We start from the raw sequence: 25,529 nt of genomic DNA, 5'->3' as shown, positions 1-25,529 counted from the left end.
TGGGGCCAGGCGGGGGGGGGTTTTCTTGAGGGTGTTTGGGGGGGACGGGGGTGCGGGCACGGGGGGGGCCACGGGGGTGGGGGGGGGCGGTTGGGGTGAGAACCCGACTCGCCACTCACGACCACCCCCGGCCCCCTGCCTGCCCAAGACACCTCACCGCTCACGAGGCGATGCGCCGCACCGCGTTCGCGCAGGCGAGAGACTCCAGCAGCGGAACCGTCCGCTCCCAGCCCAGGCAAGCGTCCGTGATACTCAGGTCCGGCCGGGGCCGCGCGGAACCGACGTCCTGCCTGCCGTCGGAGAGGTACGACTCGATCATCACCCCGGCCAGCGCGTCGTTGCCCGCGGAGATCTGGTCCGCCAGGTCGGCGACGACCACGGGCTGCCGGTTGTGGTCCTTCCCGCTGTTGCCGTGCGAGGCGTCGACGACGAGCCGGTGCGGCAGACCGGCGGCGGTCAGCGCATCGAGGGCGTCCGCGATCGCGTGCGCGTGATGGTTGGGTTTCGGGCCACCGCGCAGGACAAGGTGCGCGTCCGGGTTCCCGGCGCTGCGCTGGATCCGCGGGCGCCCGTCGGCCGCGGCGCCTGGGAACACGTGCGGCAGCGCGGCCGCCCGGACCGCGGCGACGGCCGTGTCCAGCCGCCCGGACACGCAGTTCTTCATGCCGATCGGCATCGGCAGCCAGGACGCCAGATGCCGGTGCGGCTGGCTGGCGACGGTCCGCGCGCCGATCGCGCCCCAGCTGACGGTGTCCGCGAAGTACGGCGCGAGGAACGGGTCGACGAACTCGTACGCGAGCGGCAGCCCGGTCGCGGCGGCCTCGTCCAGGAACCGCCGTCCGAGCCGGACACCGGACGCGAGATCGCCCTTGCCGTCCAGGGTGGGGTCGGGCACCAGACCGGTCCAGCCCGCGATCGTCCGCGGTTTCTCCAGGTAGGCGCGAAGGACCACGACGAGATCGTCGGCGAACCGGCGGGACGCCTCGGCGAGCCGGTGCGCGTACTCGAGCGCGCCGTCGGTGTCGTGCACGGAACACGGGCCCACGACGACGAGCAGCCGGGAGTCGCGGCGGGCGAGGACGTCCGCGACGGTTTCGCGGTGCCGGACGATCTCGTCCGGCACGACGCCGCTCGTGGCCACTTCGGCCGGACTGGGCAGTGTGTCCTGGTCAAGCATCCGCATGACCTCTCTTCTTGTCGGGGGCGGCCACCCCGGCCCGGGGCAGCCGCGTCGCACCGGCCACCGCCACGACGGCGAGGCCGAGAACACACCAGAAGGCGTCGGCGAAGGCCGCGGCGACGTCCGAGCCGCGGGCGGCCAGCCGGGCCTGCAGCACCACGGCCAGTACCGCGGTGCCGATCGAGCCGCCGAGCGTGTTGAGCAGGTTCAGCGCCCCGGCGGCGCGGGGCAGCCGGGCGGGTTCGACCCGGCGGTAGACGATCGTCATCACCGGCGCGCCGATCATCGCCGCGCCGAAACCGCGTAGCAGCAACGAAAGCACGATGACCCAGTCCGGAAGACCGGGACCGAGCTGGGTGAAGGGCGCGGTGCCGAGGGCGACCAGGCCGATCCCGCTCAGCACCAGGGTGCGCGGCGAGATCCGGTCGACCAGGCGGTTCACCAGTACGGAACCGGCCGCCGCGCCGATGCCCTGGGGCACCAGCAGCAGTCCGGTGTCCCAAGTGGACAGTCCGGGACCACGCTGCAGGTAGAGCGGAAGCAGGAACATCGTGCCGAACACCGACGCGCCGAGCAGCACCAGCGCCAGCGCGGCGACCCCGAACGGAGGCCGCGTGAACAAGCGTGGATCCAGCAAGGGCGCTTCGGCGCTCAGGCCGTGCCGCACGAACGCCGCGAGCATCACGACGCCGAGCACGACGGCGATCCCGGCGACCACCGGCGTCCCCTGCTCGAACCAGGTGAGCCCGAAGACCAGGACGGCGAGCCCCGGCGAAAGCAGCAGCGCGCCGCGGAAATCGAAGCGCGCACCCTTGCCGCCGGGTTCACTCGCCGGAACCCAGCGCCGGGCCAGGATCACCGCCACCACACCGACCGGGAGGTTGACGTAGAACAGCCATGGCCAGTCCGCGACGGCGAGGATCGTGCCGCTCGCCATCGGGCCGAGCACCGGCGACAACAGCGGTACGAGACCGACGACGCTGATCACGCGCCCGATCCGGTCCGGTCCTGCCGCCCGGGCCAGGAGCGCCTGACCGGTCGGTGGCAGCAGGCCGCCCGCGAGTCCTTGCAGGACACGGAAGGCGATGAGCGCGGGCAGGGTCGGCGCCAGCGCGCACAACAGGGACGCCAGCAGGAACACGACGACGGCGGTGAGCCAGACCCGCCTGCCACCGAACCGGTCGGCGAGCCAGCCCGACGCCGGCACCGCCGTGACCACGGCCAGCAGGTACGCCGTCGTCACCCATTGGACGCCGGTGACCGGCGCGCCGAACTCGTCGGCGAGGGTGTCGACGCCCACCGAGACGATCGTGCTGTCCAAGGTCGCCATGAACGTGCCGAGCACCAGGACGGCCGCCGTGCGCCACAGGGCGGCGTCGATCGGGCGCGCGGTCACCGCTCCCCCGCGAACCCGGCGGCGTCGGCGTCGAACCAGGACGGCAGTTTCCGCAGGAACCCGACCAGGTCGTCGGCGAGCGACCGGGCGTCGGTCTCCCTCGCGTACAGAACACCTTCCCAGCCGTGCTCGCCGGGGACGACGGTGACGCTCACCGGGTGGTGCGTGCGTTCACGGAACCTCGTCCCGGTGACGGTCAGGCCGGGCGCCGGTTCGCGCAGCTTCGCCGGGTCCACCGGGTAGTTCTCGAACACGAGCAGGCTGTCGAACAGCCGCTCGCGGCCGGCCAGCGACGCGAGCTCGGGCAGCCCCATCCGATGGTGCGCGGCCATCGCCTGCTGCCGCGCCTGCAAATCGGCGAGCGCCTCGGCGACCGTCCCGGTGAACCGGGCGCGGACCGGGACGCTGTTCGCCAGCAGGCCGATGATGTCCTCGACACCGTCCACATCGGACGTCCGATTCGAAGTCATCACCCCGAAGCTGACGTCCCGGCGCCCGGCGTGGGTCGCCAGGACGGCCGCCCACGCGCCCTGCAACAGGGTGTTGGCGGTGAGGCCCCGTGCGGCGCCCAGCCGGGTCAGCTCTGCGACCAGCTGACCGTCCACAGTGAACAGAGCCGGTTCGGCGGACCCGCCGGTACGCGGCAAGTGATCGCCTTCGGGCAGGCCGGCGAGTTCCGCCCGCCAGGCCCGGACGTCGGACGAGTGATCGGCCGCGGCGAGCAGGCGGGTGTACCGAGTCGGCGGCACCGGCTCCGGCAAAGGCTTCCCCGCGTACAGCGCGAACAACTCGCCGAGGACGCGCGGCGCGGACCAGCCGTCGGACAGCAGATGGTGACTGGTCAGCACGAGCGTCTGACGGCCTGGCCCGTGCCGCAGCACGGTGACCCGCCACAGCGGACCATGGGGCAGATCGAACGGTTCCGCCAGCTCCTCGTCCAACACGGCGTCCACTTCGGACACTTCGCGGACGCGGAAACCGGCCAGCGGCTCGGCGGGGATCACCTGGACCTCGTGCGACGTCGGGAACACCGCGCCCAGGTTCGGCTGCCGTCGGACCAGCGCGTTCGCCGCGGCCCGCAGCGCCTCGACGTCGAGTTCACCGGACAGCGTGAACGCGGCCTGCACCGGATACGGATCTTCGTCCGCGGCACGGGACTCGCGCAGGATCACCTCCTGCAACGGGGTCAGCGGCATGACTTCGCCGGGGCCGGGCACGTCGGCTGCGAGCGCGTCCAGCTCCCGGCGGAAATGCTCGCCCAGCACGGCGATCTCGTCTTCGGTGAACAGCGCGGACGGCCACGTGAAGCGGACCCCGAGCGTGCCACCGTCGGGGACCATCGCGTTCACCGTGAGCGCGTACGGCAGTGGCATCTCCGCACCACCGCCGGAACCGAGCGGATCGGCGTCCGGCGGACGCTGCCACAGGGTCTCCTCGACCGGAGCCTCGGGGAACCGGCCGAGATAGTTCCAGGCGATCTCGGGCCGCGGGCCGCCGACGCCGAGAATTCCGTGCCCGAGGCCGTCCCCCGCCGCGCGCAGATGGTCGCGCACCGCCCGCAGCGCGTCCGGCAACGGTCCGTCCGGTGGGGCGATCCGCGCCGGATGCACGGCGGTGAACCAGCCGGCGGTCTGCGCCAGATCGACCGTGCCCGTGAAGTCCGGGGTGTGTCCCGGCCTTCCGTGGCTTTCGACGGCGACGACCAGGTCGGCGACGGTCTCGCGCCAGGCGGCGACAGCGCGGGCGAGCGCGGTCAGCAGCACGGTGTCCGGGCCCGTGCGATACGCCGTGGGCAGCGCGGTGAGCACGGCGTGGGTGGTGTCCTCGCCGATGTCGAGCCGGTGGTGCCGCGCTGTCGCCACGGTGTCGCGCGCCGGATCGAGCCGGGTGCGGCCGAGCGTGGTCTCCGGCGCGGCGGCGATCCCTCGCCAGTACGGCAATTCGTCCTCTCGATGCGGGGCGGCCGCGCGCAGCGACCGCGCCCAGCCCAGGAACGACTGCCCGCGCCGGTGCGGGGTCTTGCCGTGGAAGGCCTGTTCGACGTCGTCGAGCAGGACACGCCAGGTCACCGCGTCGGCGACCAGGTGGTGCGCCACAAGCAGCAACCGCCCCGGTCGCTCCTCGCCGACGTCCACCAAGACCGCCCGCACCAGCGGGCCGGTGCGCGGGTCCATCCGCGCGACGATCTGCACGACCTGCGCGTCCAGCGCCGCACGCGGATCACGGGACACGCGGATGGCGGTGAGCACGTCGGCACCGGTCACGGCGCCGACGTCCGGGACACGAAGCGTGTCTTCGACCAGATGTGCGCGCAGGACGTCGTGGCGGGCGAGAACGGCGTCGAGCACCGCGGTCCAGCGAGGGACGTCGTCCGCCGAAGGCACGCAGATCTCGACCCACTGGCAGAACCCGTCGGCCGCCTTTCCCGCGCGCCGCAACAGATCGCGCATGATCGGCGTGAGCGGGGCATCGCCCACGGCGTGGGCTTCCTCGGCCTGTTCGGGCTCGCCACAGCGCGCGGCGATCCCCGCGACCGTGCCGCCTTCGAGGACGTCGCGCGCGGTCAGGTGCAGCCCTTCGCGGCGGGCACGGGAGACGACCCGCAGCGAGGCGATGCTGTCGCCGCCCGCGTCCAGGAAGCCGTCGTCCAGCCCGACGTCGGGTCCGAGCAGATCGCGGACCACTCGCAGCAGCACCGCTTCCGCCGGGGTGGCGGGTTCCCGTCCGCCGTCGGAGCGGGCTTCCGGCGCGGGCAGCGCGGCGCGGTCCAGCTTGCCGCTCGGTCCGAGCGGGAGCCGGTCCAGCGCGACGAACGCGCTCGGCACCATGTACGCGGGCAGCTCCGCCGCGAGGTGTGCGCGCAGCGCGGCCGGGTCGGGTTCGGCACCGTCCACGGGGACGAAGTACGCGACCAACCGGTCCTCCCGGACGATCACCGCGGCGGCGCGCACGTCGTCGTGAGCGGTCAGCGCGGTCTCGATCTCGCCGAGTTCGATCCGGAACCCGCGCAGTTTGACCTGGTGGTCGGCGCGGCCGAGGAAGACGATCTGCCCGTCCGGCCGCCAGCGGACCAGGTCGCCGGTGCGGTACATGCGCTCCCCCGGCGGCCCGAACGGGTCGGCGACGAACCGTTCGGCGGTCAGCGCCGCCCGGCCGACATAGCCCTGGGCGAGCTTCGGCCCGGCCAGGTACAGCTCGCCGGTCACGTTCGTCCCGGCCGGGAGCAGTCCGCCGTCGAGCACGTACGCGCGGACCTCCGGGTCCGGACGGCCGATCGGGAGCGGGCCGGGATCGGCCGGGTCGTAGTGCCAGGTGACCGAGTTGATGGTGACCTCGGTCGGGCCGTAGGCGTTGAACAGCGCGCGCCGGTTCCCCCAGCGCCGGGCCAGTTCCGGGTCGAGCCGTTCGGCGCCGACGACGAAGAACACGTCCGGGTCGACGGTCGCGTCGTCGGGCATCGCGGAGAGGAACGAGGGCAGCAGGTTGAGCCCGGTGACGCGGTGTTCGGCGGCGTAGGCCAGCAGATCGTCGCCGGAGACCCGCACCTCCTCCGGCGCGATCACCGACGTGCCTCCGGACAGCAGCGGCAGCATGAACTGCCAGAAGGCGACGTCGAAACTCGTCGAGGCGAAATGCAGGTACCGCTCGGCGGTCCCGATCCCGACGATGTCCTCCTGCAGCGCGATCAGGCTCGGGACACCGCGATGCGGCACCGCGACGCCCTTCGGTTTGCCGGTGGTGCCGGAGGTGTAGATGACGTAGGCGATCGCGTCCGCACTGAGCCGGATTCCCGGATCTGTGTCCTCGGTGGACAGTTCGGCCGGGTCGATCACCGGAAGGCCTTCGACGTCCGAAGTGGACACGACGGCGGCGGGCCCGATGTCCCCGAGCATGTACGCCAGCCGGTCGGCCGGATAATCCGGGTCCATCGGCACGTGCACCGCGCCGGCCTTGATCACGCCGAACAACGCGACCACGAGGTCGACGTCGCGGCGCAGCAGGACCGCGACCGGATCCTGTGGTTTCACTCCGGCGTCGATCAGGGTGTTCGCGAGCCGGTTGGCGCGACGGTCCAGTTCGGCGTAGGTCAGGCTCCGGTCCCGGCACACGACGGCTTCCGCGTCCGGGGTCTCCCGGACCCAGCGGCCGAACTCCTCCAGCATGCCGCCGCGTTCGCGCTTGGGCTCCGGTCCTTCGCCGAGGCGCAGCATCGCGCGTTCTTCCTCGGCGCCGAGCGCGCGCAGCCGGGACACCGGCCGTGCCGGATCGGCCACGATCTCGTGCAGCACGGCACGCAGCCAGCGACCGTAGGACTCGGCCTCCTCGCGGGTGAACGCCTGTGGCTGGTAGCCGAGGCCGACGGTGAACTCGTCGCCCGGCAGCACGATCACCGTGAGCGGATAGTGCGTGGCGTCGGTGATGTCGACGCCGACGAGTTCGAGGCCGGGCGCCAGCGTGGTGCGGGCGCGGCTGGAGAGCGGGAAGTTCTCCATCACGAGCATCGTGTCGAACAGGTCGCCGGCGCCGGCCGCGCGCTGGATGTCCGGCAGCCCGGCGTGATGGTGATCGGTGAGCCGGACGCTTTCGGTGTGCACGCGCTCCAGCACGGTGACCGCGGTTTCGGCGGCGTCGAAGCGCACGCGTACCGGGATCGTGCTGCCGAGCTGCCCGATCATGCGCTCGACGCCGGGGACGTCGGCAGGGCGGCCGGAGACCGGGCAGCCGAAGACCACGTCGCGGCGGCCGGTCAGCCTGGCGAGCAGCACTCCCCACGCGGTCTGGAACACCGTCGCCGGGGTGATCCCGCGTTCACGGGAGAAGGCGCGCAACCGCTCGCTGAATTCCCCGCCCAGTTCCACGATGACGCGTTCCGGACGCTCCACAGTGGACTCGACGCTCGCCGGGGCGAGCCGTGTTCCTTCCTCGAGTCCGGCCAGCGCCTCGCGCCACGCCTCCGATGCCGCGTCCGGGTCGCGTTCGCCGAGCACGCGGTGGTACTCCGAAAGCGAGGGCGCGACCGGGGCGGCCGGGCCGCCGCCGAGTTCGGCGTAGGTGGCCAGCAGCGTGCGGCCGACCAGCGGCATCGACCAGCCGTCGAGCAGCGCGTGGTGGTTGGTGAGCACCAGGCGGTGCTCGTCCGGGGCGAGGGTCAGCAGCAGGAACCGGATCAGCGGCGGAGTCGCCGGATCGAAGGGACGGGCGAGTTCGGCGCGGCACTCGGCCTCGACCTCGTCGGGGGACACGCTCGCGAACCGCCAGTCCAGCGTGACCTCGGCGGGCACCACCTGGACGACCTCGCCCGCGTCGGTGGTGTGCAGGTGGACGCGCAACGCGGGATGCCGCCGCAGCACCTCCGCCGCGGCCTCCCGCATGCGGCCGGCGTCGAGCGCGCCGCTGAGCAGGGTGACGGCCTGCACCACGTAGACGTCGGTGTCTTCGGTGCCGCGCGCCAGGGTGTGGAACGAGAGCCCGGTCTGCAACGGGGTCGCGGGCAGCACGTCTTCGAGCCGGCCCCGGCGTTCGAGCGCGTCGATGTCGGCCTGGTCGAGGCTGACCAATGGCAGATCCGACGGCGTGAGCCCACCGCCGTCCGGACCTATCCGGGTGGCGTGCGCGGTCAGGGCGTCCAGCGCCCGGGACCACGCTTCCTGAAGCACCGCAACGCTTTCCTCCGGCAGGACCTCGCCCGCCGCGGTCCATTCGACAGCGAGCCGGGGACGGCCGTCCTCGCGGACGAAGCAGTTCAGCGACAGCACCTGTTCCAGCGACTTGTCCGCCGGTTCGGTGACCGCGAACGGATCCTCTTTAGGCAACCGCCAGCCGGTGCCGGGCAGAGCGGCGAATCGGCCGAGGTAGTTCAGGACGACGTCCGGCGGTGGGACGGCGGCGAGTTCGTCCCGGGTCAGCGGGTCGAGATACCGCAGGACGCCGAAGCCGACGCCGTTGTCCGGAACGGCGCGTTTGGCCTCCTTGGCGGCCCGCAGCAGCTTTCCCGCCGCGTCTCCGCCGGTGAGCGCGCTTTCGAAGTCCATGGTCGCCGCCACCGCGGTGGCGGGCACCCGCAACGGATGTTCGGCGGTGAACCAGCCGACGGTGCGCGAGAGGTCCAGGCCGTCTTGATCGCGGCCGTGTCCTTCGAGGGACACGGTTTCGGCCTCGACCGGAGCACCCCGCCACGACCGGAGGGCGAGCACGAGCGCGGCGAGCAGGACGTCGTCGGGTCCGGCGCGGTAGGCCGCGGGCAAGGCGGTGAGCACCGCGTCGGTCTGCTCCGGGGTGGCGACGGTGACCGAACGCCGCGCGGTCGCGACCGTGTCGGCGGCCCGGTCGATCGGCCGGTGACCGAGGCGCGGGCCGTCGAGCGCGCCACGCCAGTGCTCGAGTTCGCCGCGCCGGGCACCGGAAGTCCCTTGCTCCGCGAGAAAGAGCGCGTGCCATCGCCACGACGTCCCGACCGGTTCGAGCGCTTCACCGGCGCACGCGGCGCGCAGATCCGGCAGCAAGACGCGCCAGGAGACACCGTCGACCGCCAGGTGGTGGAGCACGATGACGAGGTGATCCGGTAGCAACGCGACCTTCAGGACACCCGCGCGGAGATCAAGGGACTCCGCGAGTGCCGCCGCGACCTCGGCCGGGTCGCCGGTCGTCTCGATGACGACGTCGGACGCCCTCACCGCGCCGCGTTCCCGGACCCGCATTTCGTCCTCTAAATGCAAACGCAGGACGTCGTGGTGGTCCAGCAGCGTTTGCACGCCTTGGGTCAGCAGGGCGGGAGGAAGATCCTCGTCGAGCCGGAGCGCGGTCCATTGGGTGTACCCGGCGATCGTCGCGACGTCCGGATGCGGGTCGAGCAGGGCGCGGACGATCGGCGGGGCGGGTACCTCACCGACGGGCTCGTCCGGCGGTGCGGCCGGGCCGCCGATCTCCGCGCTCGCCGCGGCCAGCGCCTCGAAGCTGCGGCGGGCGAGCAGATCACGCGGCCGCAGGTCGAGGCCGTGGGCGCGGAGCCTGCTGCTGACGCTGATCGCGGTGATGCTGTCGCCGCCCAGCGCGAAGAAGTCGTCGTCGACGGCGACTTCCTCGACGCCGATCACCTCGGCGATGGTGGCGCACAGCAGCCGTTCGCGTTCGGTGGCGGCGGTCCTTCCGGCCGCCGCGCGCGGGGCGGGCAACGCGGCCCGGTCGATCTTCCCGTTGGAGGTCAGCGGAAGCGTGTCGAGTACGACGACCGCGGCGGGCACGAGGTGTTCCGGCACGCGCCCGGCGAGTTCCTCGCGGACCTCGTCCGGGACGACCTCGCCGACGACGTAGCCGATGAGCCGGGGGCCGCGCACCGCGGCGGCGGCCGCACGCACTCCGGGAACGGCGGCCAAGGCGGCCTCGACCTCGCCCAGTTCGACGCGGTGGCCGCGCACCTTCACCTGGCCGTCGCGACGGCCCAGGTACTCCAGACCGCGACCGGGCACCCAGCGGGCGAGGTCCCCGGTCCGGTACATCCGGTCGCCGGGCGCGCCGAACGGATCGGCGACGAACCGTTCGGCGGTCGCGCCGGGGCGCCCGAGATAGCCGCGCGCCAGATGCGGCCCCGCGAGGTACAGCTCACCCGGCGTTCCCGCGGGCGCCGGACGCAGCGCGGCGTCGAGCACCCGGACCGACGTACCCGGAACCGCGGTCCCGATCGTCGGCTCCCCGTCGTCCAGCCAGGATCCGGCACCGTCCACAGTGGCCTCGGTCGGGCCGTACATGTTGCGGGCGCGGACACCCGACTCCGCGACCCGGCGCCACAGCGCGGGCGGAGTCGCCTCGCCGCCGAGGACGAGCAACGCGGGCGGGTTCGGGCCGTCGAGCAGTCCGGCGTCGATGAGCGGCGCGGCCATCGACGGCGTGGTGTCGACGACGTCGATCCGGTCGCGGGCGAACGCGGCCGACAGTTCGTCGGCGTCCCGGGCGACGTCGGTGCGGTAGACGTGGAGTTCGTGCCCGAACAGCAGCCACATCAGCTGGTCGAGCGCGGAGTCGAAGGCGAACGAGTAGGTGTGCGCGACACGCAGCGGCCTGCCCGCGGCGCGTTCGGTCTCGGCGACCGTGGTCGCGCGGTGGTGGCGCAGCAGCGTCGCGAGCCCGCCGACCCGGCCGAGGACACCCTTGGGACGCCCGGTGGAGCCGGAGGTGAAGATGACGTACGCGAGATGTTCCGGATGACGCGGAACATCCAGCGGCGATGAGTCCAGCGTGGACAGATCGGTCTCGCCCAGCAGCAGTTGTGGTCCCGGCACGATTTCCGGGTCGTGGGCCACGGTGAGCACCGCGCCGGCTTCGGCTGCGAGCTCCCGCAGCCGCTCGACGGGATGGGCCAGATCCAGCGGCAGGAAGGCGGCCCCGGCGTCGAGCACCGCCAGCAGGGCGACGACGAGATCCGCGGACCGCGGCAGGGCCAGCGCGACGACGTCGTCGGTCCCGGCGCCGCGTGCCCGCAAGGCCCGCGCGAGCCGGTGCACCCGCGTGACGAGTTCGCCCGCGCTCAGCCGTTCTTCACCGAAGACCAGGGCGGTCTGTTCGGGATCGAGTCGCGCGAGAAGTTCAGGTACGCCAAGGAGTTCGCTGTCCGGGGCGGGGGTGGACCACGACTCCAGCAAGGCGTCCCGCTCCCCAGGCGGCACCAAGTCGGCACTGGCGACCGCTGGGCCGTCCGGTTCGGTCAGCGCGGTGATCAGGCAGCGCAGCGCGGTCAGCTTGGCATCGACGGCGGCCTGGTCGTAGGTCCGCGCGTCGACCTCGAAACCGAGCAACAGCCCGCCGTCCGAGGTCGGGAGCACCGACAGCCCCATGTCCTCCGGCGGCCCGCCCGCGACGTTGCGCATGGTGCCGTGCGAGCCCGCGAAGTCGAGCTTCAGGTCGAACGCCTTGAGGTTGATGCCGCGGCCGTGCAGCAGCGCCCCGGCGCCGGGCACCGCGAGATCCTGGGGCAGATCCTCGCCGCGATACCGCTGATGCGCGCGCATCTCCTTCAGCGCGCCCGCGACCCGCGTGGTCAGCTCGGCCGCCGAGTCCTCCGGGAGCACCGTGACCCGCAGCGGCAGCACGTTGACCGCCATCGCCGGGGTCCGCAGCGCGGCTCCTTCACGGCACATCAACGGCATCGCGAACACGACGTCGGTCCAGCCGAGGACGCGGTGCAGGAAGGCGGCGTAGCAGGCGATCAGCGCGTCGCCCCAGGTCGTCCCGGCACGTTTGCCCAGTTCACGCAACCTCGCCACGTCCGACGCGGACAGGACCGACCGGGCGGTCACGGTGTGCTCGGGCGGGCCTGACGCGTTGCCGCCGTCATCGAGATCCGGCAACGGGGTGAACCGCTCGCGCCAGTACGCGCGATCCTGCTCGAACCGTTCGCTTTCACGGTAAGCGCGATCGGCCTCGACGAGATCGGCGAAGCGGGCGAACGTCGAGGGCTGCACCTCCTTGCTCTGGACCGAAGCGGTGTAGTGAGCGGCTGTCCGGCGGGCGAGCATCGCCGCGGTGTAGCCGTCGAACACGAGGTGGTGCCCGAGCTGGGTGAACCACACGTGCGAGTCGGAAAGCCGCAGCACGAGATGGGCGAACAGGGGCCGGTCCACCATGCCGCGACAAGCCTCGGCGACCCGGCGGCGTTCGGCGTCCACGCGCGCGTGCGCCGCGGCCACCGGATCGGCCTCGCCGCGCAGGTCCACCACCGAGGGCGACGACACCGCGTCGTCCGACACCAGCTGGCGCGGGCCGTCCGGCGTCTCGAAGACGCGCAGCCGCAGGCTGTCGGCCTCCTCGGCGGTCGCGCGAATCGCCTCGGTCAGCGCGTCGAGGTCGATCGGCTTTTCGCCGACGATTTCGATGACGTCACCGACGACGTAGTAGGGCGAGTCGGGCTCCAGCCGCTGCGCGGTCCAGATGCCCAGCTGGGCTCCGGTGAGACTGGTGAGACTCAGCATGAGGGCACCACCATCGGGGTTCCGGTCACCGGGTCGGGCACGACGACGCTGGGGAGATCGAAGACCTCCTTCATCAGCTCGGCGTCGACGATGTCGGCGGGCGCGCCTTCGGCCACGATCCGGCCATCCCGTAACGCGACGAGGTGATCGGCGTAGCGACAGGCCTGGTTGATGTCGTGCAGGACGGCGATCACCGTTCGCCCCTCGTCGCGCAGGCGCGCCAGCAAGCTCAGCAGCTGGTACTGGTGCGCGATGTCGAGGAACGACGTCGGCTCGTCGAGCAGCAGGTACGGCGTCTTCTGTGCCAGCACCAGCGCCACCCACACGCGCTGACGCTGCCCACCCGAAAGCTCCTGCACCGGCCGGTCGGCCAGCCCCGCCACCCCGGCCGCGGTCATCGCCTCGATCACCGCGCGTTCGTCCTCTTCGGACCACGACGCGAACAGCGACTGGTGCGGGAACCGGCCGCGCGCGACCAGCTGCCGGACACGGACGTCCTCCGGCGCCACCGGATCCTGTGGCAGGAAACCGAGTTCCCGCGCCAAACCCTTACCGTGGAAGGAACCGACGTCCCTGCCGTCGAGCAGGACCTCGCCGTCGGCCGGACGCAGCAGCCGGACGAACGCGCGAAGCAACGTCGACTTGCCACACGCGTTCGGTCCGACGACGGCGGTGAACGCGCGGTCGGGCACGTCGAGGCTCAGCCGGGTCGACACGACCCGGTCGCCGTAGCGCAGGGTCAGGTCCCGGGCGGTCAAGCGGGCACTCATATGCGCCGCACCTCCTTGGTGAGCAGCCAGATCAGGTAGCCGCCGCCGATCACGGTGCTGACCACACCGACCGGCAGCGCTTCCGGCGCGAGCAGCATCTGGGCGGCCAGGTCGGCGCTGGTCAGCAGCACGGCGCCGGTGAGGGCGGCGGGCAGCAGGGAAATACCGGGCGTGCGGGCCAGCCGCCGCCCGATCTGCGGGGCGGCCAGCGCGATGAACGCGATGGGACCGGCGACGGCGGTGACCGTGGCCGTGCAGCCGACCCCGATCAGTACCAGCATGAGCCGCAGCCGGTCCCAGCGGACGCCGGTGGTGACCGCCAGCGCGCCGCCGAGCGCGGCCTGATGCAACGCCGGCGCCCTGGTGAACAGCACGACGAACAGCACCGCGAGCACCCCGAACGGGATCGCGACGTCGTCCCAGCCGATCCCGTTGAGGGAACCGGCGTTCCAGCCGACGGCCGCGATCGCGATCTCGAGTTCGGCACGCAGCACGATCCACGAGTTGAGCGCGGTCAGCATCGCGTTGATCGCGATGCCGATGACGATCAGCCGCAGCCCGGACAGCCCGCCGCCCGACGACAACGCGTACACGATCGCCGCCGTGATCACACCGCCGAGCACCGAACCGACGGTCAGCTGCGTCGAGGTCCCCGAGAGCACGGTGATCGCGAACAGCGCGCCGGTGTAGGCACCGGCGTCGAGCCCGATCACGTCCGGGCTGCCCAGCGGGTTGCGAGTGATGTTCTGGAAGATCGCGCCCGCCAGGCCGAGCGCGGCGCCGAACACCAGGCCCGCCAGTACCCGCGGCAGGCGCCATTCGCGGATGACCACGCCGGGGCCGCCACCGGAACCGGTGAGCGCGGCGAACACGCGGGCGGGACTCGCCCACGACGCGCCGTAGCAGAGCCCGAGCAGCATCAAACCGGCGATGACCACGATCATCGCCACGAGAAACCAGAGGGTGCGGCGTTCCAGCCGGGCGGAGAACCGCCCGCGCCGCAGGACGAATGTGTTCACAGTGGCGCCGCCCCGTACTTGCGGACGGCCCAGATCAGCACCGGGCCGCCGAGGAACGCGGTCACGATCGCGACCGGTACCTCGCCGGTCGGCAGCAGGACCCGGGATCCGATGTCCGCCGCCAGCATGAGCACCGGGCCGAGCAGCGCGGCGAACGCGATCAGCCACGGAATCGACGCCCCGGCCACCCGCCGGGCCAGATGCGGCACGATCAGCCCGACGAACAGGATCGGCCCGGCCAGCGCGGTCGCCGCGCCCGCCATCAGCGTGATCAGTAGCAAGGTGATCGTCCGGACCTTGGCGACGTTCGCGCCGAGGGTATGCGCGACCGTCTCGCCGAGCGCGATCGCGTTCAGCTGACGGCTCACCACGAACGCGCCCAGCAGGGACAGGCCGATGATGAGCAGTGGGACCGTGGTCGGCGCCTGTTCTCGGCCCGCCAGCGAACCCACCGACCAGAACCGGTAGACGTCGAAGGTCTCCGGGAACAGCAACCGCAGGCCGAGGGTGAGCCCCAGCAGCACGGCGCTCAACGCGGTCCCGGCGAGCACCAGCCGCAGGGGCGACTTGCTGCCGACCGCGTACACGAGCGCCGAAGCGCCGAGCGCGCCCAGCACCGCAAGGCCCAGCTCGGCGGGCGCCGACGCGGCGAGCCCGAACGAGGACCCCACCGCGATGGCGAACCCGGCCCCGGCGGTCACGCCGAGCACACCGGGTTCGGCCAAGGCGTTGCGCGACAAGGCCTGCACGAGCACACCGCCGACGGCGAGGGCCGCGCCGACGCCGATCGCCAGCACCGCCCTCGGCATCCGGATGTCCAGGACGATCGCCCGGTCACTCGGATTCCCGTCGCCCAGCAGGGCGCGCACGACCTCGCCGGGGGCGATGGCGTGCGCGCCGATGCCGACGCTCAGCACGGCGACCACGACGAGCCCGAGCAGTGCGGCGCCGAGCAGCGCGGACCGCCCGGTGGTGGTCACTGCTCGAGCAGCGGCGCGAACGCCTGGTCGACGGCGTCCAAAGTGGACGTCGCGGCCCGGTAGGTGGCGGCCTCGGTGTAGCGGAACGGATAGACCTTGCCCGCCTTCACCGCGGGGAGTTCCTTCCACAGCGGCGAGTCGAGGACGTACTTGACCGGCGCGGGGACGGAACCGTCGGCGCTGACCGAGTAGGTGATGGCGTCGGCCTGCGCGAACGCCGTCGACAGCTCTTCGATCGACGGGTACTCGCTGACGTCCTTCGAGCCGCCGCCCTTGACCTTGACCTGGCCGAAGTAGGTGGCGCCGATGTCCTGCGCGACGTTGGTGCCCCAGGAACCGTTGAACTCACGCTGGAAGTTGCCCTTGGCGACCTCGCCGTACGCTCCGACGTGGCCCAGCTTCAGCTGCGGCAGCACGGCCTTGTACTTCTCGGCCAGCCCCTTGGCCTTGGTGTCGTACGCGGTCTTGAGCGCGTCGAACCCGGCGGCCGCGCCGGCGGCGTCGGCCTGCTTGCGGGACAGCTCACGCCACATCGACGGCACCGACGGGCCGATCGCCACGACCGGCGCGATCGCTTCGAGCCGCTTGATGTCGATGTCCGCGAGCACCGGCTTCGGCACACCGATGACGATGAGGTCCGGATCCGCCTGCGCGATCGCCTCGTAATTCGTCTCCGCCGCCGACTCGCCCGCGACCTTCGCCAGCTCGTCGTACTTCTTGCGCTCCTGCTCGTTGAACAGCGGGATGCCGCGCTTCCAGCTGGACACCCCGACCAGCGGCGCGCCCGCTTCGAGCAGGGCGGGCACGGCGTAGCCGGTGGCGATGACCCGCTTCGGCGAGACCGGGATGGTGATCTGGCCGTTGTCGGCGGCGAACACCCGGGTCTGACCGCCGTCGGCGGCCTTGCCGTCTTCGCCGGCACCGCAGGCGGTGACCGCGGTCGCGACCGTCAGCGCGAGCGCGATCGCTCCGGCGAGGCGTCGGGTTCTGGTGGTGCGCATGGATTTCCTCGTTCTTCTTGGTGGGATCAGTGGTCGTGCTCGTCGTCGAAGTCCGCGACGCCGCGTTTCCAGTAGCCGGTCACGTCGTGGTCGTCCTTGCCGAGCCCGAGGTCGTTCTTGAGCCAGCGGCGCAGCGGCTTGATCTGCCCGGCTTCACCGGCGACCCAGGCGTAGAGCCGTTCACCGGCGGGGACCTCGATCGTCATGACCGCGCGGGCGAGCATGTCCGTGGCGCCCGGCGCGACGTCGCCTCGGTACAGCCAATGCACTTCGACGTCTTCGGGCGCGGACAGCTCGATCTCCTCGCTCGCGTCGGCGACCTCGATGAACGCCCAGCCCGCGGCGGTGCGCGGCAGTTCTTCGAGCCAGCGTGCGATCGCGGGCAGCGCGGTGAGATCACCGGCGAGCAGGTAGCGGTCGTAAGTGTGCGGCACGATCAGCCCACCGGGCGGACCGGCGACGTGCACCGGGGTGCCGGGGGCGACCTTCTCGGCCCAGCCGGAGCCGAGCCCGCCTTCGTGCAGCGCGACGTCGAGGTCGAGTTCCCCGGAAGCCGGGTCGTACCGGCGGACCGTGTACTCGCGCGACGTCGGCGAGGGCTTGGGCCAGCGCAGCATGTCACCCTCCTGGACCGGCAGCTTCGGTTCCGGATCCAGTTCGGGGAACAGGACTTTCACGTGCTCGTCGGGCGAATGCGCCTCGAAACCCGCGGTTCCCGGCCCGCCGAGGGTGACGCGGAGCAGTCCGGAACCGATCATCGTGGTGCGCACGACCTCGGCCTGCCGGACGCGGATCGGGTACGGGACCTTCTCCGCGTGCGCTCCCCCGCGCACCTCGGCGATGCGTTCGAGGTGCCGGTGGCGATGGTCGGCGCGGCTCACGCGGTGCTCCCGGTGAGGACCTGGGTCCAGCGACCGAGGGTCGGCTGTTCGGCGAGGTCGGCGAACTCCAGGTTGTCGGCGCCTTCGGTGCGCCACTGCTCGACGAGGCCCATGATCCGCATCGAGTCGAGTCCGAGGTCGGTGAGATCGGTCTCCGGCTTCAGCTCGGCCGGGTCGCAGCCGAGCAGTTCGGCGACGTCGGCGTGGATCTTCGCTGTGGTCAGGCTCATTACCGCGCTCCGGCGTGCATCGGGGCCAGCGCGGCGAGCGCGGCGGCCGTGGTGGTCAGTGCGCCGCAACGCTGGGCGACGTACTCGCAGGCCTGGTCGTGGCGCTCGCGGGAGAAGTCCGCGACCGCGTCGCCGACGAGGAACGGCTGGATGTCCCGCATGAACGCTTCGACCGCGGTGGCCTGGCAGCCGATATGCGCGTAGACGCCGGTGATCAGCAGCTGATCCCGGCCTGCCTCGGCGAGCTGTTCGGTGAACGTGCTGCGCTGGAACGCGCTGTAGCGCCACTTCGTCAGGACCTTGTCCCCCGGTTTCGGGGCGAGTTCGGCCACCACGTCGGCGGCGGCGGGGTCTTCGTCGATGACCGCGCCGATGCCGTCGCCCCAGAATTCGGTGAGCAGCCCGCGATCCTCGGCGGCCTGGTGACCGGGCTGCGCGGTATAGAACACCGGGACACCCGCGGCGCGGGCGGCGTCGGCGAGCGCGGCGATGTTCGCGACCATCTCCGGAACCGGAGATCCTTCGTACGGCGCGAGGAAGTACCGCTGCGCGTCGTGCACCAGCAACGCGGCGCGGGCGGGGTCGGGTTTCCAGCCGACCCGGCCGGCGGGCAGCTCGGCCTCCGTCGGCAGGGCGTACGGCTGAATCTTGGGGAGCGACACGTTCACTTCTCCTTCGCCAGAGCGGTCAGCGCCGCTCGCAGCTCGCGTTTGCTGGTCTTGCCGACGCCGGTCACCGGGAACTCCGGGACCACCTGGACCAGATCGGGCACCTTGAACGCCGCCACCCCCCGTTCGCGCACGAACCGGCGCAGTTCCGCCGCGGCGGGCTCGGCACCGGCAGCGGGGACGACGTAGGCGCAGGTGCGCTCGCCCAGGTACGGATCCGGCACCGCGACGACGGCGGCGTCGAGCACGCCGGGGTGCGCCATCAAGTGGTTCTCGACCTCTTCCGCGGCCACCTTCTCGCCGCCGCGGTTGATCTGTTCCTTGGCCCTGCCGACGACTTCCAGATGTCCCGACGGGTGCCGCCGCACGAGATCCCCGGTGCGGTAGAAGCCGTCCTCGGTGAACGCGGTCTTGTTGTGCTCGGCGGCACGGTAGTAGCCGCGGATCGTGTACGGGCCACGGGTCAGCAAGGCGCCGATCTCGCCCGGCGCGACGACGTCGTCCGAAGTGGACAGTGGGTCGTCCGGGTTCACGACGCGGATCTCGTCGTCCGGCGAGATCGGCCGTCCCTGCGTGGCGAGGACGTACTCGTCCGGATCGTCGAGCCGGGTGTAGCAGACCAGTCCCTCGGCCATGCCGAACACCTGCTGCAGACGGCAGCCCAGCGCGGGACCGATCTTCTCGGCCAGTTCACGCGCGCACTTCGCGCCGCCGACCAGCAGGACGTCCAAAGAGGACAGATCGCGGGTGTTCCGCGCGGCCGCCTGCGCCCACGCGGCGGCCAGCGGCGGCACGAGCCCGGTGATCGTCACGCCCTCGGCTTCGATCAGCCGGAACGCGGTGTCGGCGTCGGGACGCGGCGCGAACACCGTGGCCGCGCCCGCGTGCAGCGCCCCGAGAAGACCGGGCGAGCTGAGCGGGAAGTTGTGCGCGACCGGCAACGCGGCCAGGTACACGCTTTCCGGGCGCAGGCCACAGATCCGGGCGCTTTCGCGGACGCTGTAGAGGTAGTCGTCGTGCGTGCGCGGGATCAGTTTGGGCAGGCCGGTGCTGCCGCCGGACAGCTGGAGGAACGCGACCCCGGCGGGATCCGGATCCGGCAGGGCACGCGGGGTCGCCGCTTCGAGCACGGCGAACTCCTCCGTGCCGACGACGAAGACGTTCCGCACCGAAGGAATTTCGGCGGCGACCGCGTGCGCCATGGCCGCGTGGTCGAACCGTTCGTGTTCGCCGACGGTCAGGATCGCCGCCGCCTCGCTCTGTCCGGCGAAATGCCGCAGTTCGCTCGCCCGGTGGGCAGGCAGCGCGAATACCGGCAGCGCGCCCACCCGCCACAGTCCGAACACGACGGACGCGAACTCCGGCACGTTCGGCAGTTGCACGACGACCCGGTCACCCGGCTGGATTCCGGCCCCGGCGAATCCGGCCGCGAGCCGGTGCGCCCGCTCGTCGAGCTCGGCGAAGGTCCAGCGGGCGTTCTCGCCGATCACGGCGAGACGCTCGGCATAGGCCTCGGCCAGGCTGGTCAGCAGTTTGCCGAAGGTCTGGCCGCGCCAGTATCCCGAAGCCCGGTAGCGCGCGGCGGTTTCGGGCGGCCAGGGCACGTGGTCGGAGGTCATTCCACTCCCTCCAGGCCGAGCGCGCGCAGCATGGTGCCGAACTTCGCGCCGGTCTCGGCGAGTTCGGCCGCCGGATCGGAACCCGCCACCACTCCCGCGCCGGCGAACAGCCGCACGGTGCGGTCTCGGACCTCGGCGCAGCGGATGGTGACGACCCATTCGCCGTCACCGTCCTGATCGGTCCAGCCGACGAGACCCGCGTAATAGCCGCGATCCTCGGGTTCGAGCGCGGCGATCGTGTCGCGGGCGAGCGCGGTCGGGACACCGCAGACGGCGGGTGTCGGATGCAGTGCTTCCGCCAGCCCGAGCGCGGACGACCCGGCGTCGCCCGGGTCGGCGAGCCGTCCGCTGATCCTGGTCGAGAGGTGCCACATCGTGGGCGTGCCGATCACCTCGGGCTCGGCGGGGACGTCGAGGTCGACGCAGAACCGGCCCAGCACTTCGGCCACCTGGGCGGCGACGTGGGCGTGTTCGGCACGGTCCTTTCCGGACGCCAGCAGATCGTCGATCCGGCGGGCGTTTTCGGCGTCGTCGGCCACTCGCGGCCGCGATCCGGCCAGCGGGTTGGCCGTCACCACACGGCCGCGGCGGGAGACCAGCAGTTCCGGGCTCGCGCCGACCAGGGTGCGCGGCGCGGGATCCCCCGGCGCGCTGACGTCGACCGCGAAAGCGTGGGCCGCCGGATCGGCGTGGACGAGCCGGGCCAGCAGCCGCGGCACGGCGATGGGATCGCCACCGGTGAGGTCGAGGCAGCGGGCCAGCACGATCTTGCGAAGGTCACCGTCGCGGATCTCGTCCAGCGCCTTGGCGACGGCAGTGGTGTAGACCTCCGGCGCGGGCCGCGGCGACACCGACCAGGTCCCGCCGCCGAGCGGGGCGACCGGACCACTCGCCTTCGGTGGTCCTGCCCGGCGCACCACGGCGGGCACCACCAGGCTGCTCGGCGCGTCGGGCCGGAATCCGATCGCTCCTGCCACCACGGGTTCGGTCACTCCCGCCACAAGGGCGGCGTCGAGGACTTCGGCGGCGGCACGGGCACGTTTACCCGGCACCGCGTGGACCGGGGAATACACCCCGTCGGCGAGAAGAGATCCTCGAGCGGACGAGTAGTAGAACGATCCGGGCAGGTACGCCGCCAGCAGATCGGCCGCCTGGTGGACCGGCCTTGGTCGAGCCGGTGCAGGTGAGGACACGACTGGATTCCCTTTCGCGAATACTACTGACCAGGTCGGCACCCCGTGGTGTTGCGGCGCCCTATGCGACGCGGAACGCCACCCCCGGACGCGCCTTTTCGGTTAGCCTAACCTAATCATACGGACCCGAAAAGTCTTCGTTGCGTCATCGAGATCACGCGCGGAGCGTGGCCCCGCCGTCGACGTAGAGGTTCTGCATCGTGATGTGCCGCGCGCGGTCGGAGGCCAAAAACAGGACTGCGTCGGCGATATCGGCCGGTTCGGCTATCCGGCCCAGCGGTATGCCGACACGGTATTGCTCCGGATTTCCCGCGATGACACGGTCCGCGCCGTTCTCGTCCGTCCACAGCAGACGTTGCATCTCGGTGTCGGTCGAGCCGGGAGAGACGATGTTGCAGCGGATGCCGGAGCCGGCGAGTTCGAGCCCGAGACAGCGGGTCAGCATCGTCGCGGCCGCCTTCGACGCGGCATAAGCGGCCATCCCGCTGCGCGGGACTCCCGCCGCGTTCGACCCGACGGTCACCAGCACACCGCTCCGGCGGGGCACCATCCGGCGGGAAATCTCGCGGAGCACGGTGAAGACACCGGTGGAGTTGACCGCGAAGGTCGCCGCCCAGTCTTCGTCGCTCGTGTCGCAGACGGACCCCGGCTTCAGTACACCCGCGACGGACGCGCCGATCCCGATCGGCCCGAGTTCGCGTTCGACCTCGTCGACGACCCGCGCGACGGCGGCGGGATCCCCGACGTCCGCGACGAACGACGTCACTCCGTCCCGGGGAGTGCTTTCCGCCAGATCCACCGCCGCCACGACCGCACCCGCCCCGGCGAGCGCGTCCACGACGGCCGCCCCGATCCCGCGCGCGCCTCCGGTGACGAGCGCGACCTTGCCCTCGATCCCTTCCACGCCACAACCACCCCCGTTCCATTTGCTTAGCCTTGCCTAAGCTAGCGGTCCGATCGAGGCAAAGCGAGGGACCGGCACCGGTGATTCGGGACACTTCCGGCCTGGACGGGGCGGGTAAAAATGCCGTGGTGCGTGCCGCCCGCGTATGCGGGCCGGCCCTGGCTGGTTCGGTCCGTGAAGGCCTCCTTCCCTACCCTGAAGGTAGTGAAGGAGGCCTTCACGGACCGTGGCCGCCGCTAACCGGGCAAGGGACACGACAGCGGACCGCGGACGGATCCTTCGCCCCGCAAGGTGATCTGCGCGCTCCCGCCGAGAGAATCCCTGGCGGTGCACACGATCTGGTCGACCGCCCTCGCCGACAACCCGGCGACGCCGACCGACAAGGTCACCGTGACCCCGTTCGGCGCGGGCGTCTGGTCCAGAACGACAGTGCCGGGTGGGACTTCCGTGGTGTAGTCCCGTTCCCGCTCGCTCTCGTCCGGCCCGGTGGCGAGCAGATCGACAGGACTCGCCGGAGGAAGTTCCTGGGCCAGTGGGCGTAACACGCGCACCGGCTGCCCGCCGGACAGGAAGTAGAGCACCGCGCCGTTCGCGGGGCCCGCCGGCGCGGGCGCACCGGAGATCACGGCACTGGGCCGGACGCCGCAGCCCGCGACCACCGAGACGATCAGCAGCGCCGAAAGCCAGTTCTTCCTCATGCCGCCACTCCCAGCCGGGGCAGGCGCAGCGTGAACACCGCACCGCCGTCGACGCCGTTGGCCGCGCTCAGGCTGCCGCCGTGCAGCCGGGCGTTCTCCCAGGCGATCGCCAGTCCGAGCCCGCTGCCGCCGGACCTCGCCCTGGCCGAATCCGCCTTGTAGAACCGGTCGAACACGTGCGGGAGCACCTCGGGCGCCAGCCCGGGACCGCGATCCGAGACCTCCAGCGTGATCCACTCCCCCGCTTCGGAAAGCCGGAGTGAGACCGGCTTTTCCCCGTGCCGCAACGCGTTCCCGACCAAGTTCGCCACGATGACGTCCACCCGCCTGGGATCCCACTCGGCGAAGATCCCGGAGGGCAGGTCTCCCTCCACCTCGCTCGTCCAGCCCCGGATACGCAAGCTCGCCGTGATGACCTCGGCGACGTCGACTTCTTCCGGTGCCAGCGCGGCCGCACCGGCGTCGAAGCGGGAGACCTCGATGAGGTCGTTCACCAGCCGCGTCAGGTTGTGCGTCTCCTCGATGCTCATCTTCGCCGCGCGACCGGCGTCCCCCGGCAGCTTCGACGCCTCCTGCTCCAGTACGTCCGCGACCGCGGTCATCGCGGCGAGCGGGGTGCGCAGTTCGTGGGAGACGTCGGCGACGAACCGCCTCGCGTCGGCTTCCATCCGTTCCAGCTCGCCGACGTGCCGCTCCAGCGCTTCGGCCGTCTCGTTGAACGTGCGCGCCACCCCGGCCAGTTCGTCCGAGCCGCGGACGCTGATCCGCGCGCGCAGGTCGCCCTTCCCCAGCCGCCGCGCCGCGTCGCCCAGTTCCCGCACCGGCCGCAGGACTCCGCGGGCGGCCAGCAACGCCAGCCCGATCGCGAAGACGAGCGCCACTCCGCCGATCAGCCAGGCCCGGGTGGCGAGTTCGTCGATACTCTTCGCCTCCGGCGCCATGCTGCGCGCGATGTAGGCCTCGATGCCCGAATCCCGTTGCTGCCCACCGGGAAGCAGAACCGTGAACCTGGTGCCCACCACCAGCATCGGCGTGCCGCGGGAGTCGACTCGTTGCCAGGCGACATTTCCTGACCGGACTCGCTCGCGAAGCTCGGGTGAGATCAGCGCCCGCATCTGCTCGTTCCCGCTCGACTCGTCCTCGTACAGGACCAGTGAGCTCAGGTCACGGTCGGACAGCTCGCCGCTGATCCGGCTCAGCGTTCCGTCGGCCGGCGGCAGCGGGCCGAGCGGGAACAGCGCGGTGGCCTTGTCGACCAGGACGCGGGCGGTGGCGTCCTGCGCCTGCTGGAGGATCACGGTGCGGGACTGGACGTAGGCGCCGCCGGCGACCGTCGCCGCGGTGATCACGACCAGCAGGCTGAAGGCCAGGAGCAGGCGGGTGCGCAGCCCACCGAACTTCACAGTGGTCCGAACCGGTAGCCGAACCCCCGGACCGTCTGCACGTATACCGGCGCGGACGAATCGTCCTCGATCTTCGCGCGCAGCCGCTGTACACAAGCGTCGACGACGCGCGAGTCGCCGAAGTACCCGTGCTCCCACACGCTTTCCAACAGGTACTGGCGGCTGAGCACCCGGCCAGGCACCTGGGTGAGTTCGAGCAGGAGCCGCAGTTCGGTCGGGGCGAGGGCGACGGGCTTGTCCCCCTTGGTCACCGTCAGCGCGGCACGGTCGATGCCGAGGTCGCCGTGCCGCTCGATCTCGGCCGGCGTGGGCGCCGCCGCCGCGGGTTGCCCGCTGCGGCGCAGCACCGCGCGGATCCGCGCCTCCAGCACCTGCGCCCTGGCGGGTTTGACCACGTAGTCGTCCGCGCCGGCGGCGAGTCCGGCCACCACGTCGATATCCTCGTTGCGCGCGGTGAGCATGATGATCGGCAGATCCCCCGCCGCCCGGATCCGGCGGCAGACCTCGAAACCGTCCAGTCCGGGCAACATCAGGTCCAGTACGACGATATCCGGCGGCCGGGACGCGAGCCGGGCGAGGCCTTCCTCGCCGGTGGCCACCGCGTCGACCGCGTGGCCACGGCCGCCCAGCGCCATGCTGATCCCGTCACGCACGGCTTGATCGTCCTCGATGAGCAGCACCCTGGGCATGCCGACGACTATCGCAGCGCCGGACGGAATCCGCTCGTCCATGACACGCCATGGTGCCCATCCTGTTTCCGCGGAACGTCCACGGAATGTCTTCGTTCTGTCACGGCGTGCTCCGTGCGGAACGGTGACATTTTCGTCGGCGTCCGCGCACGCCGCCGCGATCGGGTTCGCACAGGCGTCGGCGAGTGTCGACGTCATGAAAGAACTCCTGCTCGCGGCGATCACCCGCGTCCTCGCGGTACTGCTGCTGATCCCGGCGTGGCTGCGGTCCCCCGGCCAGGCTCGGCGGCTCGCCTGCGGTTGGGCGCTGTCACTGCGGTTCCCCGCCGAAAATCTCGCCGGGCTGACCGCCGGAACGCTCGCCGCGTTCACCGCCGCCAGGACCGAGGCGTTCTGGCGGCACCGCACGCTCCTCGGCGTCACCTCGGGGCACCGGGACGCCGCCGAGCAGCATCGGCTGTACCTCGCCGAGGCCGGACGGAGCGGCAAGCGTGTCCTGCCGCCGCAGGATTCCGCGCACGTCAGCGGTACCGCGCTGGACGTCCGGCCGCGCGAAGGCGCGCAGTGGCTGGAGGTCCACGGCGCCCGCTTCGCGCTTTACCGGATCTACGACAACGAATGGTGGCATTTCGAGTACCGGCCCGGCGAGGCTCCGCCCGCGCGGCTGCCGCATCCCGGCTGGCGGACGACCCACTCACGCGCCCGTGACTAGCGCGGGACCGTTCCCACCCAATGTCACGTAGCTTAAGTTGATCTTGGGCGAGGTTGACGGGTGGGGTGAAGGCTCCCTTCGCTGCGTCTGATGCGACGAAGGGGCACCTTCGGCCAGGTCGTGGGTCGAGGGGGTCGTGGGGGGGGGGTTTTGGTTTTCCCCCCAAAAACCCCCCCCACCCCCCCCAGGGGAGGGGAAGGGCCAGTCTCGCCAAAAAGAAAAAA

The 25,529-nt window shown here is 71.7% G+C and carries 17 protein-coding genes; 1 reads left to right on the top strand and 16 read right to left on the bottom strand.

Annotated elements, in window-relative coordinates:
- Positions 1 to 160 precede the first annotated feature (160 nt).
- The 16 genes from AC069H_RS40745 to AC069H_RS40670 form a co-directional block, all read right to left on the bottom strand.
- Positions 161 to 1,183: a 3-deoxy-7-phosphoheptulonate synthase gene (locus AC069H_RS40745; RefSeq protein WP_478235896.1), complete on the bottom strand. Its 1,023-nt coding sequence runs from the start codon at positions 1,181 to 1,183 to the stop codon at positions 161 to 163.
- The gene (locus AC069H_RS40740) at positions 1,170 to 2,576 is read right to left on the bottom strand and encodes a DHA2 family efflux MFS transporter permease subunit (RefSeq protein ID WP_478235895.1); all 1,407 of its coding nucleotides are present in this window, start codon (positions 2,574 to 2,576) and stop codon (positions 1,170 to 1,172) included. Before AC069H_RS40740 ends, AC069H_RS40745 begins: the two co-directional genes overlap by 14 nt.
- Positions 2,573 to 12,538: an amino acid adenylation domain-containing protein gene (locus AC069H_RS40735; RefSeq protein WP_478235894.1), complete on the bottom strand. Its 9,966-nt coding sequence runs from the start codon at positions 12,536 to 12,538 to the stop codon at positions 2,573 to 2,575. Before AC069H_RS40735 ends, AC069H_RS40740 begins: the two co-directional genes overlap by 4 nt.
- Complete coding sequence (locus AC069H_RS40730) at positions 12,532 to 13,308, bottom strand: ABC transporter ATP-binding protein (RefSeq protein ID WP_478235893.1); 777 nt, start codon at positions 13,306 to 13,308, stop codon at positions 12,532 to 12,534. Before AC069H_RS40730 ends, AC069H_RS40735 begins: the two co-directional genes overlap by 7 nt.
- On the bottom strand, positions 13,305 to 14,327 hold the full coding sequence (locus AC069H_RS40725; protein WP_478235892.1) for a FecCD family ABC transporter permease: 1,023 nt from the start codon (positions 14,325 to 14,327) through the stop codon (positions 13,305 to 13,307). Before AC069H_RS40725 ends, AC069H_RS40730 begins: the two co-directional genes overlap by 4 nt.
- Positions 14,324 to 15,307 (bottom strand): FecCD family ABC transporter permease, encoded by a 984-nt coding sequence (locus AC069H_RS40720; protein WP_478235891.1) that lies wholly within the window; start codon positions 15,305 to 15,307, stop codon positions 14,324 to 14,326. Before AC069H_RS40720 ends, AC069H_RS40725 begins: the two co-directional genes overlap by 4 nt.
- Entirely contained in the window at positions 15,304 to 16,308 is a 1,005-nt protein-coding gene (locus AC069H_RS40715; RefSeq protein WP_478235890.1) for an ABC transporter substrate-binding protein, read from the bottom strand. Before AC069H_RS40715 ends, AC069H_RS40720 begins: the two co-directional genes overlap by 4 nt.
- Positions 16,309 to 16,334: 26 nt before the next feature.
- Entirely contained in the window at positions 16,335 to 17,189 is an 855-nt protein-coding gene (locus tag AC069H_RS40710) for a siderophore-interacting protein (RefSeq protein ID WP_478235889.1), read from the bottom strand.
- Positions 17,186 to 17,419, bottom strand: coding sequence for a phosphopantetheine-binding protein (locus tag AC069H_RS40705; RefSeq protein WP_478229856.1), 234 nt, complete (start codon positions 17,417 to 17,419; stop codon positions 17,186 to 17,188). The genes AC069H_RS40710 and AC069H_RS40705 overlap by 4 nt, the downstream gene beginning before the upstream one ends.
- Positions 17,419 to 18,087 (bottom strand): isochorismatase family protein, encoded by a 669-nt coding sequence (locus AC069H_RS40700; protein WP_478235888.1) that lies wholly within the window; start codon positions 18,085 to 18,087, stop codon positions 17,419 to 17,421. The genes AC069H_RS40705 and AC069H_RS40700 overlap by 1 nt, the downstream gene beginning before the upstream one ends.
- The gene (locus tag AC069H_RS40695; protein WP_478235887.1) at positions 18,084 to 19,706 is read right to left on the bottom strand and encodes a (2,3-dihydroxybenzoyl)adenylate synthase; all 1,623 of its coding nucleotides are present in this window, start codon (positions 19,704 to 19,706) and stop codon (positions 18,084 to 18,086) included. Before AC069H_RS40695 ends, AC069H_RS40700 begins: the two co-directional genes overlap by 4 nt.
- Positions 19,703 to 20,899 carry an isochorismate synthase gene (locus AC069H_RS40690; RefSeq protein WP_478235886.1) on the bottom strand — a complete coding sequence of 399 codons (1,197 nt, stop codon included), beginning with the start codon at positions 20,897 to 20,899 and terminating at the stop codon, positions 19,703 to 19,705. Before AC069H_RS40690 ends, AC069H_RS40695 begins: the two co-directional genes overlap by 4 nt.
- 154 nt (positions 20,900 to 21,053) lie before the next feature.
- Positions 21,054 to 21,803: a 2,3-dihydro-2,3-dihydroxybenzoate dehydrogenase gene (dhbA, locus tag AC069H_RS40685; RefSeq protein ID WP_478235885.1), complete on the bottom strand. Its 750-nt coding sequence runs from the start codon at positions 21,801 to 21,803 to the stop codon at positions 21,054 to 21,056.
- 236 nt (positions 21,804 to 22,039) lie between these two features.
- Positions 22,040 to 22,501: a GerMN domain-containing protein gene (locus AC069H_RS40680; protein ID WP_478229861.1), complete on the bottom strand. Its 462-nt coding sequence runs from the start codon at positions 22,499 to 22,501 to the stop codon at positions 22,040 to 22,042.
- Positions 22,498 to 23,904: an ATP-binding protein gene (locus AC069H_RS40675; protein WP_478235884.1), complete on the bottom strand. Its 1,407-nt coding sequence runs from the start codon at positions 23,902 to 23,904 to the stop codon at positions 22,498 to 22,500. The genes AC069H_RS40680 and AC069H_RS40675 overlap by 4 nt, the downstream gene beginning before the upstream one ends.
- Entirely contained in the window at positions 23,901 to 24,635 is a 735-nt protein-coding gene (locus AC069H_RS40670) for a response regulator (protein WP_478235883.1), read from the bottom strand. Before AC069H_RS40670 ends, AC069H_RS40675 begins: the two co-directional genes overlap by 4 nt.
- 154 nt (positions 24,636 to 24,789) lie before the next feature.
- On the opposite strand from AC069H_RS40670, the gene AC069H_RS40665 reads away from it, so the two are divergent.
- Positions 24,790 to 25,305: a M15 family metallopeptidase domain-containing protein gene (locus tag AC069H_RS40665; RefSeq protein WP_478229913.1), complete on the top strand. Its 516-nt coding sequence runs from the start codon at positions 24,790 to 24,792 to the stop codon at positions 25,303 to 25,305.
- The last annotated feature ends 224 nt before the right edge of the window (positions 25,306 to 25,529 follow it).

Source organism: Amycolatopsis sp. NPDC043887, assembly GCF_056435665.1.
Note: the sequence above shows the minus strand (reverse complement) of the source record. Positions and strands in the feature narration are given on the sequence as shown.

Coding starts and splice junctions, on each gene's coding strand:
- AC069H_RS40680 (WP_478229861.1), bottom strand. CDS start 22,501: ATGAGGAAGAACTGGCTTTCGGCGCTGCTGATCGTCTCGGTGGTCGCG.
- AC069H_RS40730 (WP_478235893.1), bottom strand. CDS start 13,308: ATGAGTGCCCGCTTGACCGCCCGGGACCTGACCCTGCGCTACGGCGAC.
- AC069H_RS40665 (WP_478229913.1), top strand. CDS start 24,790: ATGAAAGAACTCCTGCTCGCGGCGATCACCCGCGTCCTCGCGGTACTG.
- AC069H_RS40715 (WP_478235890.1), bottom strand. CDS start 16,308: ATGCGCACCACCAGAACCCGACGCCTCGCCGGAGCGATCGCGCTCGCG.
- AC069H_RS40705 (WP_478229856.1), bottom strand. CDS start 17,419: ATGAGCCTGACCACAGCGAAGATCCACGCCGACGTCGCCGAACTGCTC.
- AC069H_RS40670 (WP_478235883.1), bottom strand. CDS start 24,635: ATGGACGAGCGGATTCCGTCCGGCGCTGCGATAGTCGTCGGCATGCCC.
- AC069H_RS40695 (WP_478235887.1), bottom strand. CDS start 19,706: ATGACCTCCGACCACGTGCCCTGGCCGCCCGAAACCGCCGCGCGCTAC.
- AC069H_RS40735 (WP_478235894.1), bottom strand. CDS start 12,538: ATGCTGAGTCTCACCAGTCTCACCGGAGCCCAGCTGGGCATCTGGACC.
- AC069H_RS40745 (WP_478235896.1), bottom strand. CDS start 1,183: ATGCGGATGCTTGACCAGGACACACTGCCCAGTCCGGCCGAAGTGGCC.